General features: G+C 60.3%; 14 protein-coding genes, 1 tRNA gene and 1 pseudogene. 8 read left to right on the top strand and 8 right to left on the bottom strand.

Annotated features, from left to right (window positions below; all coding sequences use genetic code 11):
• Nucleotides 1-441 precede the first annotated feature (441 nt).
• Together AB7783_RS21815 and AB7783_RS21810 are read right to left on the bottom strand one after the other, a co-directional pair.
• A complete protein-coding gene (locus tag AB7783_RS21815; protein WP_175369204.1) occupies nucleotides 442-1,326 on the bottom strand; it encodes a hypothetical protein in 885 nt (294 codons plus the stop codon).
• Nucleotides 1,327-1,797: 471 nt separating this feature from the next.
• Nucleotides 1,798-2,454 carry a hypothetical protein gene (locus AB7783_RS21810; RefSeq protein WP_439074267.1) on the bottom strand — a complete coding sequence of 219 codons (657 nt, stop codon included), beginning with the start codon at nucleotides 2,452-2,454 and terminating at the stop codon, nucleotides 1,798-1,800.
• Between the two features lie 487 nt (nucleotides 2,455-2,941).
• Between AB7783_RS21810 and AB7783_RS21805 the strand changes: the two genes are divergently transcribed.
• Nucleotides 2,942-4,024 carry a glycosyltransferase family 1 protein gene (locus tag AB7783_RS21805; protein WP_441278793.1) on the top strand — a complete coding sequence of 361 codons (1,083 nt, stop codon included), beginning with the start codon at nucleotides 2,942-2,944 and terminating at the stop codon, nucleotides 4,022-4,024.
• An 84-nt stretch (nucleotides 4,025-4,108) separates the two neighbouring features.
• Here AB7783_RS21805 and AB7783_RS21800 read toward each other — a convergent pair.
• Nucleotides 4,109-4,185 (bottom strand) — tRNA-Arg (locus AB7783_RS21800).
• Between the two features lie 383 nt (nucleotides 4,186-4,568).
• Between AB7783_RS21800 and AB7783_RS21795 the strand changes: the two genes are divergently transcribed.
• The 3 genes from AB7783_RS21795 to AB7783_RS21785 all read left to right on the top strand — a co-directional run bounded on the left by AB7783_RS21795 (nucleotide 4,569) and on the right by AB7783_RS21785 (nucleotide 7,734).
• On the top strand, nucleotides 4,569-5,381 hold the full coding sequence (locus tag AB7783_RS21795) for a class I SAM-dependent methyltransferase (protein ID WP_441278792.1): 813 nt from the start codon (nucleotides 4,569-4,571) through the stop codon (nucleotides 5,379-5,381).
• A gap of 186 nt (nucleotides 5,382-5,567) precedes the next feature.
• Nucleotides 5,568-6,533: an amidohydrolase family protein gene (locus AB7783_RS21790; RefSeq protein WP_309941967.1), complete on the top strand. Its 966-nt coding sequence runs from the start codon at nucleotides 5,568-5,570 to the stop codon at nucleotides 6,531-6,533.
• Between the two features lie 112 nt (nucleotides 6,534-6,645).
• The gene (locus tag AB7783_RS21785) at nucleotides 6,646-7,734 is read left to right on the top strand and encodes an acyltransferase family protein (protein WP_120287525.1); all 1,089 of its coding nucleotides are present in this window, start codon (nucleotides 6,646-6,648) and stop codon (nucleotides 7,732-7,734) included.
• Nucleotides 7,735-7,742: 8 nt separating this feature from the next.
• Here AB7783_RS21785 and AB7783_RS21780 read toward each other — a convergent pair whose 3' ends face one another.
• The 5 genes from AB7783_RS21780 to AB7783_RS21760 all read right to left on the bottom strand — a co-directional run bounded on the left by AB7783_RS21780 (nucleotide 7,743) and on the right by AB7783_RS21760 (nucleotide 12,072).
• Complete coding sequence (locus AB7783_RS21780; RefSeq protein WP_175369198.1) at nucleotides 7,743-8,243, bottom strand: hypothetical protein; 501 nt, start codon at nucleotides 8,241-8,243, stop codon at nucleotides 7,743-7,745.
• Between the two features lie 46 nt (nucleotides 8,244-8,289).
• Nucleotides 8,290-8,466 carry a hypothetical protein gene (locus AB7783_RS21775; protein ID WP_231078773.1) on the bottom strand — a complete coding sequence of 59 codons (177 nt, stop codon included), beginning with the start codon at nucleotides 8,464-8,466 and terminating at the stop codon, nucleotides 8,290-8,292.
• Between the two features lie 208 nt (nucleotides 8,467-8,674).
• Entirely contained in the window at nucleotides 8,675-9,736 is a 1,062-nt protein-coding gene (locus AB7783_RS21770) for a polysaccharide deacetylase family protein (RefSeq protein WP_441278791.1), read from the bottom strand.
• Between the two features lie 115 nt (nucleotides 9,737-9,851).
• On the bottom strand, nucleotides 9,852-10,256 hold the full coding sequence (locus AB7783_RS21765) for a YccF domain-containing protein (protein ID WP_441278790.1): 405 nt from the start codon (nucleotides 10,254-10,256) through the stop codon (nucleotides 9,852-9,854).
• 94 nt (nucleotides 10,257-10,350) lie between these two features.
• Complete coding sequence (locus tag AB7783_RS21760; RefSeq protein WP_441279746.1) at nucleotides 10,351-12,072, bottom strand: putative bifunctional diguanylate cyclase/phosphodiesterase; 1,722 nt, start codon at nucleotides 12,070-12,072, stop codon at nucleotides 10,351-10,353.
• A gap of 612 nt (nucleotides 12,073-12,684) precedes the next feature.
• On the opposite strand from AB7783_RS21760, the gene ssuD reads away from it, so the two are divergent.
• The 4 genes and pseudogenes from ssuD to AB7783_RS21740 all read left to right on the top strand — a co-directional run bounded on the left by ssuD (nucleotide 12,685) and on the right by AB7783_RS21740 (nucleotide 16,179).
• Nucleotides 12,685-13,842, top strand: coding sequence for an FMNH2-dependent alkanesulfonate monooxygenase (gene ssuD, locus AB7783_RS21755; protein WP_068730429.1), 1,158 nt, complete (start codon nucleotides 12,685-12,687; stop codon nucleotides 13,840-13,842).
• A gap of 18 nt (nucleotides 13,843-13,860) precedes the next feature.
• Entirely contained in the window at nucleotides 13,861-14,667 is an 807-nt protein-coding gene (gene ssuC, locus AB7783_RS21750; RefSeq protein WP_089263466.1) for an aliphatic sulfonate ABC transporter permease SsuC, read from the top strand.
• 239 nt (nucleotides 14,668-14,906) lie between these two features.
• A pseudogene (locus tag AB7783_RS21745) lies at nucleotides 14,907-15,551 on the top strand (ATP-binding cassette domain-containing protein); the annotation flags it as partial.
• 25 nt (nucleotides 15,552-15,576) lie between these two features.
• Complete coding sequence (locus tag AB7783_RS21740) at nucleotides 15,577-16,179, top strand: flavin reductase family protein (RefSeq protein WP_439074332.1); 603 nt, start codon at nucleotides 15,577-15,579, stop codon at nucleotides 16,177-16,179.
• Nucleotides 16,180-16,198: the final 19 nt, after the last annotated feature.

The raw sequence follows: 16,198 nt of genomic DNA, 5'->3' as shown, positions 1-16,198 counted from the left end.
AAGAGTCGTGCATGCAAACCATGCAGTTGAAGCAAACTAACAAGTGGATAATTCATGAAGGGCGACGATTTAGTCGGCCCCTTTTTGCATCGAACTATCTCACAGCGTGTCGTCACAGATGCAATCGCGACTTCACCGGTTTGAACCAGTGCAGTACCACACGGAAAAACGCATTGATTGTCGTGCGCGGGCATATGGAGCGAGAGTCTGTTCGTCATGTGCGGGGCAGCAACATGCGATTGCGTGGGTCCGATATCAGTCGGCATCGGCCAATACTGATATCCGCTCTCAAGAGCGTGCCATATAGGGCGCTCGGATCGCTCGATACGAATCCGAAGTTGCCGATCTTGTCGGCGTCGTCCTTGGTAGTCATCCAGCGTGTCACGAGCATCCTGCCTGTGCGTGGCCGTTAGTATCGATCAGTCAGATCGAGGCATCAATTCAGCGACCTGAAAGGATGACGCCTCTGCTGGTCAGAACCTGCCAGCGGTTGTTTTCGTTCTTGATTTCCTGGATCCGCCCGAGAGCAGGGACATCCTGCCCCGGCACGACCTCAATCACGCCGGTCTTCCCCTCGAGCACTGCGACGCCATCATAGGCGCGGCGCACGTGCCAGCCGGGAATAACTTCGCGTGACGTATTTGCTGGCCGTTGCGCCTGAGGCTGCACCGTGCCGGTGATATCGGCAGTATTCGCCAGCGTGGCTGCGACCTGTACCGCTTGCGCTTTCTCATCGGCAATGCGTGCAAATTTCGCAGCCAGAGCGGTTTGTTCGCGGTCGGCACGATCTTGTGCGCGGCTTGCCTGTTCGGCGGCCTGCGTACGGGCAGCTTCAGCGGCAGCGCGACTGCTCGCCACATCGCCGGTCATCTCCGCAACTTGCCGTCGTAGCTGCGCGACGGAATCGCGAATGCTGCGAAGATCCGCATCAGATACGGCTGAAGATGTCATCGGCCGCAGGAGCAGATAGGCAATCGCGCCAGCGGAAACGAGCGTTGACAGGCCGACGACCATCGCCAGGGAGAAGAATGGAGCTTTCCATGCCGGCGATTGTAACGGTCTTGCGACAATACGGGCGGGCGGCACAGTGAAGCGCACCTTTGCCTTGATCGGCTCTTCGCGGGTGGAAATGCGAGCGCGTTGCATATTCGCCCGCGCTTCGCTGGCCAGAAGCTCGTCGATCGCAGCGGCAGCAGCGATATGAGGTTTTGGCGTGGAGTGTGAATTCGGTGATTGCTCACGAAACAGGCTGCCGTTTTCCACAGCGGTCGACTGTGAATCCGACGGTTTCTTGGACATCGTCATGCTGATCTTTGCATTGGTCATGACTGTCTGCAGTGGCAATCAAATCGTAAGAGCGGCGTAACAAGCGAAGCTTGCGCGAAGCCGTCGAGATAGATGTGTGCGCAAACGATCAACCGACGGTCGATCTTCATCGCACGACGATGCAGATCGTTCGAACGATGATCGGGTGCCGTCCGCACTGATATGTCGTGCACAAGAGCGCATAGGAGTTGTGTAGTTATCGGTGTGGTCTTCGTGTGGTCACGAGATGCTAGCCGCTCATCTCACGATCGTCACGGGGTGGCGATTTGATCGAAGAATGGAGAATGGCGCACGCACGATCAATGAGATGCGAGACAATCAAATTAAAGTCGACCCAAAGAATATTGAAATTGATTCGTAAAAATATAGATGAGTCGAGCTGCCTCACTCCAAAGTCTATCAGATCAAATCGGTAAATCCGCGCATTGAGTTAAATGCCGTAAATCTTGATAATAGATCGATAGGGGCTATTCATCGGTTGATGAAGTGGCGTTTTAAGAAACCGACACTATTGCCGTGGCCATGGATATCGATCTCAAAAGCCTTCGCGATTACGTGAAATTGTTGAAAGCCGAGCGGCAGGATTCGCCGATCGGCAAGATCAAATCCGGCGCGACTGAAATTATTCGAAAGAACCTTCGGGAACTGGAGCGGATGCACCGTGAAGACGGCGCAACGTGGACCGAAATTGCTGCGGGCCTTGCTGCGCAGGGCGTTACCCAGGGTGATGGTCAGCCCATCACTGGCCGTCGCCTCACAGCTCTGATGCATAATATCAGGGTGCAGGAAGAACGGAGTCTCGCCCGGGGGAAGGCGCTTGGTGATGCGCCTGATCAGGATCCGCCCGAACCACAAGGTACTGCCGACTGAGTCTCGTTGCGAATTGTCAAATTCGATCCATTCAAAATGAGTCCCTTGTTGACGACCTTCTGTCACCAAGATCGTTGGAGTGGATCGAGTTGAAAGAGGACGGGCATGGTGCTCCCGCCGCATTGCGGCATGGGCTCTGCCTTTCGCATTCGCTCGACATTGATTGTCTTGTTGGCGCCTGTCCTTCAGCTCCGACAGTTCGGTTATCTGACGTGCCGACGCTCGGCCTTGTCCACCCTGATATGCGATCAGCTTCATGACCCGCCAGGTATGGATCCAGTCCGCCGCGCGCTCAGGATGTCATGCTTCATCATGTCCTGTAGAGGATGTGGCTGCAGCGCGTGGTGCACCCAGTTGAAGACATGGAATATGGGTGGTGGCGCGGGGGTCGCTCATCGACTGATCCTGCCGCGTCAGCGGTTGCGGTGCGGAAAGCGAAAATTGGAATGCCCGCCGACCTTCAACAGGTTGAGCAGCAGTCCCCGCCGAGTGTTGTAGATACTGCAGCCGGTGCAGCAAGCGGATGAAGGGTGTCGGATCGCAGGCGGCTTTGGGAGAGGCTAAAAGGCGCCTTGAGGCCAGCTCGCCAAAAACGCTTGCAGACGGGCATGTTGCAGCCTTCTTCGCCCTCGTCAGACGCGCTTTTTTGTTGCATTCATGTCGTGTCGCGCATCAATCCGTGATGGTGATACCCGTTCTATTGCAACTCCCGTGAGCTGGCCTCGTCTGTTAAGGAATTCCATCGGTGAGTGCGACGGCAGAAAGCCCAAATAGGACCAGACCGAGAATCCTCGAATTGGGCTCCTGGCACTACTGCAAGGATATCTATCCCGAAGAGACGGATGTGCTTTGGACGGGGGAACGTCCGATCCCTCGCGGGCGAGCGGCGAAAGGCTTTGCCGACTGCACGCCCTGGCGATTCATCAAAGCGATGCGTGAGGCGCGACGCGGGAAATACAACCTGATCATCGTCTATATGCCACTACGCCCGGCGTGGCATCCGCGCTACTGGCTACGCGCTTTCTTCCGGCAGCCGCTTCGCCCGCTCTCCGCGATGACAAGAGTGTTCGGCGTCTCTTGGCTACGATTCGTGAAGCCTCCCGTGCCGATCGCCGTTCTGGATATGAACGACGCCTTCATCGTCGGCTCGCATAACTTTTTTCTGCTCGACAAGGCTACCGCGGCTTTTAAACGCGAGCTTCCCGTCGATCGGTGGCACATTCTCTGCCACTCGGCCCATCCGGCACTTCCGACGCGGCGCATACGGCGCAATCGGCGCTGGAACGAACGTCTGGCGAAGATCCGCCCCATTTCGCTTCCTGCAACAAGGATCGATACCGATAGCGAACCTCCGGAAAAGACATCTGACGTGTTTTTCGTTGGCGAGGTTGCGGAAAATTCGTGGGTGCGCCGTGTCGGTCTTTCAGAACTCGAGGCGTTGAGAAGCAAGGGTCTCAAGGTCGATATTCCGCATGAGAGGCTACCGCATGACGAGTTCCTGCGGCGGCTTTCCAGCGCATGGCTGGCCTGGTCGCCGTCGGGCTATAGCTGGGAGTGCTATCGAACCGCCGAGGCGGCGCAATGCCTGACGGTGCCGGTTCTCAACTATCCGACGGTCGAGCGTCACGCGCCCGTTCGAGAACACGAGCATGTTCTGCTGTACGACGTAACCCCGGGCAGTCTGTCGGCCGTGATCGAGCGCGGACTGAGCGACAAGCCGCATCTGCGCCAGATGGCACTGGATCTGCGCGAGCATGTTCGCAAATATCATCTGCAGGACGCGATGGTCGATTATGTCATCGACGAGACGCTGCGTGCTGATGGTTGAACGGCTTTAACGGAGGCAAAGCTCTGAGGCGCAATCCGTTGGGCTTGACCCCGCAAAGGCCGCCTAGCGCGGCGCGGCAAGATCTGGCGCACCCGACACGATTCGAACGTGTGACCTTTGCCTTCGGAGGGCAACGCTCTATCCAGCTGAGCTACGGGTGCTTGAGCGTCCATTTAGCCGATTGACCGGGCGGCGGCAACGGCTGGCCGGGGCCGGATTCGGCGAAAATGGCTCGGTTAGAGGGCTCGGCGCCTTCTTTCAGGCGATGGTCACACGTTCGAAGCGTGCCGGGATGCGCAGAAGCGCTCGCGCCGCGGGTGTGGCGGGTATTTCGCGCGGGCGAAGGGACGAGGTTGTGCCCGTGATTGTCCTGGAACCCCGCCCATTTGCTCAATCACCCGGTGTTTGGCAACGGGACGTCGTCCGATTGCGAATGCTGAACCTAGAACAGGAGCCGAGTGACATAACTGCGGCTACCTAGGCGCCATTCTGCGAACCGACCCAGGCGCCGGCCGTTCCCGCGTTGAACATCGGAGGACGTCCCATGAATGCGAACCAGGCTCTTTGGGAGAAAGGCGATTTCACCCGTATCGCGGAGACGATGCGCGCCAGCGGCGAGGCGCTCGTTGCGTCGATCGGGATCACGCGCGGAAGTGACGTGCTCGATCTTGGATGCGGAGACGGAACGACGGCAATTCCCGCAGCAAAAGCCGGGGCAAACGTCACAGGCGTCGATATCGCGCGCAATCTGGTGGACGCTGGCAACAGGCGCGCGATGGCGGAAGGGCTTACGTGTCGTTTTCAGGAAGGCGATGCGTCGAATCTGAAAGATATCAAGGACGACAGTTTCGATCTCGTTGTCAGCATCTTTGGCGCGATGTTCGCGCCCAGGCCATCGGATGTCGCCAGGGAAATGGTTCGCGTCACGCGGCCAGGCGGCCGGATTGTGATGGGAAACTGGATCCCGAACGATCCCACTCTGGTGGCGCAGATCCTCAAGATCAGCTCGTCCTATTCGCCGCCGCCGCCGGAAGGGTTCGTAAGTCCCATGACCTGGGGGCTCGAGGACAATGTTGTCGAGCGCTTCACCTCGGCCGGCATTCCGAAGCCAAATATCTCATTCGCTCGTGACTCCTACGAATTCAACTTTGCCGGACCGCCGGCAAAGTTCGTCGACCAGTTCAAGGCATATTACGGCCCGACCATGAATGCCTTCGATGCGGCTGAAAAAGACGGTCGCGCCGATACCTTGAAGGGCGAGCTTGTAAAGCTGTTCGAGAGCCAGAACAGAAGCTCTGATCCTTCGAGGACATCGGTGAAAGCTACGTTCTTGCGCGTGACTGTCCGCAAACCGTGACATGACTGCAAGCGAGCTGCTGCACAGCCAATTTGTGCATGGGGCTGTGCAGCAGGCGGGCAATCCCCATCGTGTTTGCTCTGCAGCATGTGGAAGTACACTTGACATGGATCACGAAACGATCACGTTGGCCTCAATCAAGTGAACGCCGGCCCAAAATGGCGTCACGACCTCAGGGAGGAACCAATGTTCACAAGACGCGGTGTTCTGCTCTCTTCAATCGCGGGAGCGGTCGTGCTCAGCAATAGATTTGCGGTTGGCAAGGCCGCGCAGCCGGCGACGCCGGTGAATTTCCAGGTGCCTGCAGACGCCTGCGACTGTCACACCCATATTCATGGCGATCCCGAAAAATTCCCGTTTTTTGCAGGCCGCGTCTACACGCCGGAACTGGCGTCGCCGGAGGAAATGGCGGCGCTGCACAAGGCACTCGGCGTCAAGCGCGTGGTGATCGTCACGCCCAGCATCTACGGCACTGATAATTCGGCGACCCTGTTCGGCATGAAGGCGCGGGGCAACGATGCGCGCGGCGTTGCTGTTATCGATGACAAGACACCGGAGAGCGAGCTCGACGCCATGAAGGCCGCCGGCATTCGCGGCATGCGGATCAATCTTGCGACCAGCGGCGTGAGCGACCCCGCCATCGGCAAGCAGCGTCTGCTGGCTGCGATCGAGCGCATGAAGACGCGCGGCTGGCACATCCAGATGTTCACCAATCTGCCATTGGTATCTGCGATCAAGGAGGTTGTTGCCAGTGCGCCGATGCCGCTGGTGTTCGATCATTTCGGCGGCGCGGAAGCCAAGCTCGGGCTGGATCAGCCGGGCTTTGCGGACCTGCTCGACCTCGTCAAAGCCGGCAAGGCCTATGTGAAGATTTCCGGCGCCTACCGCGCTTCGACGCAAGGGCCGGATTACCCGGACGTCGCACCGCTGGCGAAGGCGCTGATCGCCGCCAATCCGGAGCGGATCATCTGGGGCACCGACTGGCCGCATCCGGATTCGGTGACGCCGGCTGGCAGGAAGCCGACCGAGGTCACGCCGCTCTTTCAGATTGACGACGGCCGCCTGCTGAACCAGCTCGCGGTGTGGGCGCCCGACGCGGCACTTCGCAAGACAATCCTCGTCGACAATCCCGCACGGCTTTACGGCTTCTGACCGCTGGCGTCACCTCGCCGCCTTCTTTGTCCCGCAAGAGTTCCGGATCGGCGGAACTCTAGTCTCTGCCAGAGGTTTGCCCCCGACCGCGACGGGCGGTCGAGGGAGCCCCATGCTGTCAAATCTGCAGGTGTTGCGCGGCATAGCTGCCCTTGGCGTGGTGTTTTTCCACACCGGCTACAAGTTCGCGGGCGATTGGCACACCGAATTCTTCGGGGTCTCCACCTTCTTCGTCATCTCCGGCTTCATCATGTGTTTCATCACCCGGAAGGGTGATGACGATTTTCTCGCTAAGCGCCTGGAGCGGATCGCTCCGCTCTATTGGCTGTGCACAGCCGTGCTTCTTGTCGTGATGTTCGGATCTGCGCTGCTTGAGGCAGAGACATGGGCAAAGCCGTTGGATGGCCGTTCGTCCGAGCCGCTCTGGGCCTATGTCGGCCGTAGCCTGATGTTCGCGCCGATCGGTGACAAATATCCGATCCTGAATGTCGGTTGGTCGCTGAACTACGAGGTGTATTTTTATCTGATCTTCGCAGCCGCGCTTGTGATCAGCCGCCGTCTGGCGCCGCTGATCGTTGTCGGATGCCTGGTGGCGTTGAACTATGCCGCGGCCGCCGTCTGCACGGCGGCTGCCTGCCACTATCTGTCCTTCGACTATACGAAGTTCTTCATCGCCGGGATCGCGATCTTCTATGCGTTGCAGGTTTTTGCTCCCGCTGCACCACAACGCTCCATTGTCTGGATCGGCGCCGCACTCGTCACACTCTGCTATGGGTCCCAATTCGTGGGACCGCTATGGGCAAACAGCGTCACGCCGTCGGTCTATATGGCGCTCGCCGCAGCCGCGCCGGTCGTGATTGTCGCCAGTGCGCTGTTTGTCGAATATGCCGGCGGTGCCATAACCTGGCAGCCGCTTATTCTGATCGGCAATGCGTCCTACGCCATCTATCTCACGCATCCGATCGTTTTCGACGTCATGAAAACAGGGAATGAGCGATGGCTTCAGCTGCCGACGCCCGAAGCATCGACAATGATGATGCTGTGTTATGTCGCCATAGCCGGCGGCGCGGGCATCATCGTGCATCTCACAATTGAAAACCCACTGCTTCGCGTGATCAGGCGCAGGCGGCAACCGGGCATCAAAACACTCGTGTCAGGCAGTGGGCTTGATGCTGTGGGTCGACAGCATCAAGCCGCATAGGTTCTGCCTCAGCTCCGGATCATATTGATCGAGACGTCGCGGATCTGACCCTTGGAGCTGATCGAGACCAGCTGCTTGTTGCCCTTGGTCGTCAGCGTCAGGTTGGCGGCGAAGCCGGCGGCCTCGACGAAGACATCGATCTGGCCACCGCCGGCGCTGCCCTGCAGATTGCCGAAGATATTGCGGCTGGCTTCGCCCCAGGTGCCGGTCACCTGATTACCCTGGCTCTTCACATCGCTGCTGAGTTCGAACTTGTAGCTGTCGCTGGCGCAGCGGAGGGACTGTTTCAGCGCGGTACCGCCGACGACGTTGTAGGTGGCGCGGCAGCGAATTTGTTCGGAGGAGCCATCCGACAGCGACACGGTGCCGCTGCCGCTCCACGATCCGTCAAAGCCGGCAAAAGGGCTCGCCGACTGGGCATGGCTCGCCGTCGCCGACAGCATCAGGATTGCGCCGACAGTGGCGGCCTTGAGGGTGTGTCCGATCAGATTTGCGCTGAATGAGGTCATGGTGATGGCTTTCTGTGTCTGGGGATATCGGAGGGGAGCGGTGCGATCAGGCGCGACGCGTGAGCGTCAGATAGGCGAATTTCGCGGTCGCCGGATCTGGGGCGATCTGCGCGCCGTTGTAGGAAAAGGTGCCGATACCCGGCAGGTCGTTCATCGCGGTGCCGGAGAATGACGGGCCGGCAAAGGCGAACGAGAAGGCGACGATGAAACCGATGATGCGCATCTGACTGTCCCTGTTGGGCGGCGCTGTGTGCCGCTTCGTTGGACAGATGGATAACCATGCCCGGTTTCAGGCGGTCTGCGTCGAGGCTGATAATGGTTTCGTCGGGGGATCGTTTTGTTTCGCCGCGCGCCTTGCCACGAAACACAAAAAGGCCGGGGCAGCGGTGCCGCCCCGGCCTCGATTGGGTTCAACCCGAGTGGATCAGGTGTTAGTCGACCGTCTGGATCACGTTGGAAATCGGGCGCGCATTGCTGGTTTTCACCGGCTGCAGTTCGGCGGCGATGGCGGCGTCGTAGCTTGCGATGGTCGGCAGCGTGTCCTTGGCGCGGATATGCACGATCTTGTAGCCGCCGGCCTTGAGCTGGGCGAGCAGGTCCGGCACGGCAGCCGCAGACCACTTGTGCAGGTCGTGCATCAGGATGATGCCCTTGCCCTTCTTTTTCAGCTTTTCCATCACCGAAGCGACGAGCTTGCCGGCATTGTGGATGCGGAAATCCTCGGAATCGATGTCGATGGAGAAGGCGGCGATGTTGCGTTCGGCGAGATAGGCCTTCAGCTCCGCATTCTGGCGCAGCTGCGGGAAACGGAAGAAGGGTGACAGCGGCTGGCCGGCCATCAGCGTGATGGCGCTGATGCCGCGCTCGATCTCGTCCTTGGCTTCCTGCGGGGTCTTGGTCGCCAGATTCTGGTGCGACCAGGTATGGGTACCGACCGAATGGCCAGCCGCGATCACCTGCTTCAACACCGCAGGATGCCAGGTGGCATGCTTACCAATCGGGAAGAACACGGCCTGAACGCATTGCGCGCTGAGCGCCGCCAGCACGGCGGGCGTCGTCACCGGCCACGGGCCATCATCGAAGGTCAGCACGACTTCGCCGGTCTGCAGGAAGTCATAGTCGCGATATTGCGACATACCGAGGCCGGGGCCACCGGTGGTGTCGATCTGTACGGTGCGTGACACGCCAAGCGCGTTCGGATTGTTGCAGACGGGCTTGGCGATGGCCGGGCGTTTTTCCATGGCCGGAGCGGCGGGCATCGGCGTGGCGGCCGGTGCGGCTGCGACAGCCTGCACACGCGGCGGCGGTTCGGTCGGTGCGGCCGAATTCGACTTCGGCGCGCGCGTGTCGATCGAGGCGGTGGTGAGCTCGCCTTTATCCGCTTTCGCGCTGGTCTGAGCGCCGGCGGGCCCGAAGAAATGCCAGGCGCCAGTGCCCGCGGCGACAACCGCCGTGAAAGAACCTGCAACGATCAAAAAAGGAAGCTTACGCATAATCACTCCGGCGCCCGAGGCCCACCTCGTTTCACCATTGAGCGAAATAGTTAATCACGCGTATGCGCGGCGCACTCTCAACGAGAAAATTTGAATTTGTTCAACGCAATGCGCGTTAGGCCGGTACGATGACCTTGCCGATCGGCCATAGCGCGATGCCGGCGAGCTTCAGATGTGCCCAGGCAAAGGGAATGCCGACGATGGTGATCGCCAGGGCCAGCGCCGCCAGGAGATGGCCGATCGCCAGCCACCAGCCGGCCAGCACCAGCCAGATCACATTGCCGATCAGGCCGAACACACCCGTGCCGATGTCGCCGCGGCCGGTGACGGCCTCGCGGTCAACGGCGCGCTGGCCGAACGGCAGCAGCGTATAGGCGGCGATATTGAAGGCGGCGCGGGCCCAGGGCAGGCCGATGATGGTGATGGCCATCGCAACGGCCGCGATTAGCCAGCCGACTGCCATTCCCAATCCGCCGAACACGATCCAGAGGATATTCAGAAACAGCGGGACGACGGGCATGGGGGCTCTCTGGTGATGCGTAGCGCGTGGTTTTCAGTCCCTTAACAGATGGGATGTGGTTACGGGATGACAATGACGGGGAGAGGGCGGTGCCTCAATAACCCCGGCCGCCGGAGCGGGAATAGGCGGGGCGGGCATCTGCTGCCGGACGAGCCGATGATGCACCGCGTAGGTCGCTACTGGTGCGTGCCTGTGGCTGCAGTTCTTCCAGAAAAATCGGCTTGGAGAAATAATAGCCCTGCGCATAGCGGATCTTGGTCGCGGCTTGAAGATAGGCCAGTTCTTCGAAGGTCTCGACGCCTTCCGCGATCACGGTCATGCCTAGCGCTTCGCTCAGCGACTCGATGGCGCGGAGGATGCCCTGGCTGCGCGGGCGCTTGTGAATGTCCGTAATGAAGGAGCGGTCGATCTTGATCTCGTCGGCGGTGATATCGGCCAGCGCCGACAGCGACGAATAGCCGACGCCGAAATCGTCGATGGAGATGCCGACGCCAAGCGCGCGGAACATCGGCAGGATGTCGTCCTGGAAATGCGTCTTGGCGACGAATGCGTCTTCGGTCACTTCGACCATGAAGCGCGTCGGGCAGCCGGTCTCCTCGATCGCCCTTGCAAAGGCGCGCATGAATTCCGGATTGCCGGCCTGTTTGGCGGCGACATTGATGCTGATACTGGCCGTGGCGCCGAAGGTCTCGTCGATCAGGTCGATCGACTTCATGATCTCGGCGAGCACCAGATGGGTGAGCTCGTCAATCAGGCCGAGTTCGACTGCCAGATTGATGAAGGTGCTGGGCGCCTGGATCACGCCATCGTCGTTACGCAGGCGCACTAGGGCCTCGATACCCTTGATCTCCAGGCTGCGGATATCGACCTTCGGCTGGAACGCGCAGCAGAACCGCTTGTCGAGAATCGCCAGCCGCAATGACTGTTCGGTGGCCATGCGAGTCAGCGCCTCGCTCTCCATGCTGGAGTCGAAGAACACCGCAGCGCCCTTGGTCTCATTCTTCACGCGATACATTGCGATATCGGCGTTCTGATGCAGCGCGTCGTAGTTGCGGCCGTGTTCGGGATAGAGGCTGACACCGATCGAGGCGGAGGCGAATACTTCGGAGCCGTCGATGAAGAACGGCGCACGCAGCCGCTGCACCAGCAGCTCGAGATATTCGGCGACCTCCTGCTGGCTCTGGATCGGGTTCAGTAGCAGCAGGAATTCATCACCGGAGATGCGCGACAGCATGTCGGTGCCGCGCAGGTCGAGCGCCAGCCGCTTGGCGAACTGTACCAGCAGCGCATCACCGACGCTGTGACCGTAATAGTCGTTGATGTGCTTGAAATTGTCGATGTCGAGGAAGGCCAGCGCGAAATGCGATGTCTCGCCGGAATGGCCAATGATGTCGCCGACATGTTTTTCGATCACGCGCCGCGTCGGCAGATCGGTCAGCTCGTCGTAATAAGCGCGACGAAACAGCTCTTCTTCCATCTCTTTCTGCCGGCTCACGTCGGTAGCGCTGGACAGCAGCACGCTTCGATCACCGATACGCGCCGGACGATGCGTGGTCAGGAACACGCGCCGGTCGCGTTCGGAATTGACGCGTTCCTCGAACACCGCGGAGCGGCCGGACTGCAGCAGGTCGAGTGCAGTCGTGCGCCGATGCGTCAGTGCCTGCACCAAAAAATGCGATTGCGGATCGGGTCTGTTGAATTGGTCTGCCGATGCATTGAACTGGATTGCCGCGGCGTCATTCACCAGCAGAAAGTCGCCCCGATCGTCTTGCACAGTGACGGAGGCCGGCAGCATGCGTACGATCTCACGCAGCATCTCCAATTCGCGTGCGGCATCGCTATCCACGAATCCGGTAGCAGCCTCGGTGGAAGAGGTTGCGGTGGGGCGGTCGTTGTCCATTGGAGAGGCCGACGAGCCTGGGGCGGATGCGTTCTGCATGATGGCCGAGCCTCGCAAAACGCCTTGTCGATTTGGTTAAATCGGTTCGCAAAACGCGGGTAGTTGTGTAAATGCCGCGCGATTTGGAGCGGTAGCGGTGCTGACGTCATTAACAAAGCGTCAATGCCGCCGGCGAAAGCGCCAGATTGCTCAATGACGGCCTGCACGATCATTCTCATGATGAGCCTTTGAGCAAAACAATCTGAGTGTCACACACCGCGATCTCAGCATGAAATTCTCCACTGGGTCGCGCTGATCGCCGGTCGAGCTCTTGCATTCCGACCCACGCGGTTGTGATCGCTGCAGGATGCAGGATTGGCGGAGAAAAATGCGCTGCATATGCCCGGAAGTTTGAAAGGAACGCCTCGTCATTGACGTAAGTCACAGTGCGCGCGTCGCTATTTTCCCGGGCCACTCGACAGACTTATGTCATGACACCATCCTCTCGCGGTGCCGCAATGGTCGCCCGATGCGAGAGAGACGTCACCGATGAGCAATCCATCCAAAGCCAATGTTCTCTGGTTCCTGCCGACCCACGGCGATGGACGCTATTTGGCATCGACCCATGGTGCGCGCGACATCGACTTCAAATATCTCCGTCAGATCGCGCAGGCCGCCGATCAGCTGGGCTATTTCGGCGTGCTGCTGCCTACGGGGCGCAGCTGCGAGGATTCATGGGTGGTCGCGTCCGCTGTGGCCCCGTGGACCGAACAGCTTCGCTATCTCGTGGCCGTCCGGCCGGGCCTGCAATCGCCGAGCGTCGCCGCGCGCATGACCGCAACGCTGGACCGCGTCACCAACGGTCGTCTCCTGATCAATGTCGTGACCGGCGGCGATCCCGTCGAGAACAAGGGCGACGGCATCTTCCTGCCGCATGACGAGCGTTATGCCGTCACCCGCGAATTCCTCAACGTTTATAATGACCTGCTGGCCGGCAAGACCGTCAATGTCCAGGGCAAGCATATCCAGATCGAGGACGGTCGCCTGATCTTCCCGCCGGTGCAGTCGCCGCGCCCGCCGCTGTATTTCGGCGGCTCTTCGGATGCGGGCATCGATGTCGCGGTGGACACCGTCGACAAATATCTCACCTGGGGCGAGCCGCCGGCGCTGGTCGCCGAGAAGGTTGCGCGCGTCAAGGCTGCTGCAGAGAAGCGCGGCCGCAAGCTGTCTTTCGGCATCCGTCTTCATGTGGTCGTGCGCGAGACCAACGAGGCGGCGTGGAAGGCTGCCGACGAACTCATTCAGTATGTTACCGATGATGTCATCGCCAATGCGCAGAAGACATTGGCCCGGCAGGATTCGGTCGGCCAGCAGCGCATGATGCAGCTGCATGGCGGACGTCGCGACAAGCTTGAGATCAGTCCGAATCTCTGGGCCGGCGTTGGCCTTGTGCGTGGCGGCGCCGGTACGGCGCTGGTCGGCGATGCGCAGACGGTGGCGGCGCGCATCAAGGAATATCAGGACGTCGGCGTCGATACCTTCATCATGTCCGGCTATCCGCATCTCGAAGAAGCCTATCGCTTCGCCGAGCTCGTCTTCCCGCTGCTGTCGCTGCAACAGCACGACAATGTCACATCGCTACGAACGCGCACCGGCCCGGTCGGTGAAATCGTTGCCAATGAGCACCGCGCGCAGAGCGCCTCGTAATTCCAACAGGCACCCATCATGAGCATTGTTGAAATCCTTCCCCGCGTTCGCAGCTTTCGCTTGCCGCGCATCGATGGCCTGACCCAATGGATCGTGCCACTGGTCATCCTGCTCGTCTGGCAGGCCGCTTGCGTCACCGGTTACGTGCCGGCGCGGGTAATGCCGGCGCCGACCGATGTTGCCTTGGCTGGCTGGAAGCTGCTGATTTCGGGCGAACTCGCCCAGAATATCTGGGTGTCGTTCTGGCGCGCATCTGTCGGTTTCCTGATCGGCGGCAGCATCGGCTTTGCTTTCGGTCTGGCCAACGGTCTGTCTCAGCTCAGCAGCAAGCTCACCGACACGACGCTGCAGATGGTGCGCAACGTGCCCCATCTGGCGCTGATCCCGCTGGTCATCCTGTGGTTCGGCATCGATGAGTCGGCCAAGCTGTTCCTGGTTGCGCTTGGCGTATTTTTCCCGATCTATCTCAACACGCTGCACGGCATTCGTACGGTCGATCCGCAGCTGATCGAGATGGGCCGCATCTACGGCATGCGCAATAGCGAGCTGTTCCGCCGCGTGATCTTCCCGGGCGCGCTGCCGTCGATCTTCGTCGGCGTGCGCTTCGCGCTCGGCATCATGTGGCTGACGCTGATCGTGGCGGAAACCATCGCGGCTTCGTCGGGCCTTGGCTACATGGCGATGCAGGCGCGCGAATTCATGCAGATCGATGTCGTGGTGCTCAGCATCCTGATCTATGCGCTGCTGGGCAAGGTGGCCGACAGCGCCTCGCGCGCGCTGGAACGGCTGACATTGTCCTGGCACCCGGCTTTTCAGAAACATTGAGCGAAATTCGGAAGCGAGAATTTGAAATGACCGTGCAACAGTCTCTTCGCCTCAGCCATGCCGATGCTCAGGTCATCGATGCGCCCGTCGATTTCGAACAGGCCCGCGCCACGCAGGCGCGGCGTCCGTCCGAGCAGAAGTCCCGTGGACTGTCGCTGACCATTCGTGGTCTCCGCAAATCCTTCGGCAGCAATGAAGTGCTGCGCGGCGTCGATCTGCATATTCCTGCCGGCCAGTTCGTCGCCATTGTCGGCCAGAGCGGCTGCGGCAAGAGCACGCTGCTCCGCTTGATCGCAGGCCTCGACGCGCCGACTGCCGGCACGATCAGCTTTGGTGAGGAAACCCGCCCGGAGGACATCCGCGTGATGTTCCAGGAACCGCGCCTGTTGCCATGGGCCAGCGTGCTCTCGAATGTGGAAGTTGGCCTGGGGACCGACCGGACATCGGCCGATGCCAAGGCACGCGCTGAAAGTGCATTGACGGAAGTCGGCCTCGCCGAGAAGCGCGATCAATGGCCGTCCGTGTTGTCTGGCGGCCAGAAGCAGCGTGTCGCGTTGGCGCGGGCGCTGGTCAGCCATCCGCGTGTGCTGGCGCTCGACGAGCCGCTCGGCGCACTCGATGCGCTGACCCGTATTTCGATGCAGCAGTTGCTCGGTCGCGTGTGGCATGACCAGACCTTCACCTCGATTCTCGTGACGCATGACGTGTCCGAGGCCGTGGCGTTAGCAGATCGCGTGCTTGTGATTGAAGACGGCCGCATCGCGCACGATATCAATGTCGATATCGCCCGGCCGCGGCAGCGCGGCTCGGCAGATCTTGCGGCGCTGGAAGGTTCGATCCTGCGCAATCTGCTCGGCCCGGGAGCCGACGCCACTGGCTTGTGAGACTATTGTGACCTGCGAGGCTGCCATGAATTCCGTCGTTCGTAACATCACCGTCGATCGCGAGATTTCCTCTGATCGCGGGGTCTCTTCGCAAGAATTCCGTGGCGCCATGCGAGTGCTGGCCGGCGGCGTCAGCGTGATCACCGTCGGGCGTGGCAAAGACATCACGGGCATGACGGTGACATCGGTCTCGTCGCTGTCGGTCGATCCACCGACGCTGATCGTCAGCGTCAACAGGGAGTCGTCGTCCTGGCCACTGCTGCAGCGCTACGGCGCCTTCGGTGTCAACATTTTGTCGGCTGATCAGCTCGACGTGGCCGAGCGATTTTCGGGCAAGGGCGGATTGAAGGGCGCAGAACGTTTCGTTGGCGCGCAATGGGTTACCCGGGCAACCGGCGTGCCGCTGCTGGCCGGCAGCCTTGCGGCAATCGACTGCGACGTCGAGGAAGTCATCGAGCGCCATTCCCACGCCATCGTCATCGGCCGCGTCCGCGATGTCATCACCTCGGTCCCGCACACCGCGCTGACCTATTGGGACGGGCAATATGTGGCGATCGACCAGAACGAAGACAATCTGAAGCTGGCCGAAGTCAGCGTGCCCAGCATGCGGGCACTGCGCGAAATCTGATCCGTAGATTGTAGGGTGG

Origin of the sequence: Tardiphaga sp. 172_B4_N1_3, from assembly GCF_052076035.1 — a bacterium.
GTDB lineage: Bacteria > Pseudomonadota > Alphaproteobacteria > Rhizobiales > Xanthobacteraceae > Tardiphaga > Tardiphaga robiniae.
The sequence above is the reverse complement of the archived record's forward strand: the minus strand, read 5'-3'. Positions and strand labels throughout refer to the sequence as shown.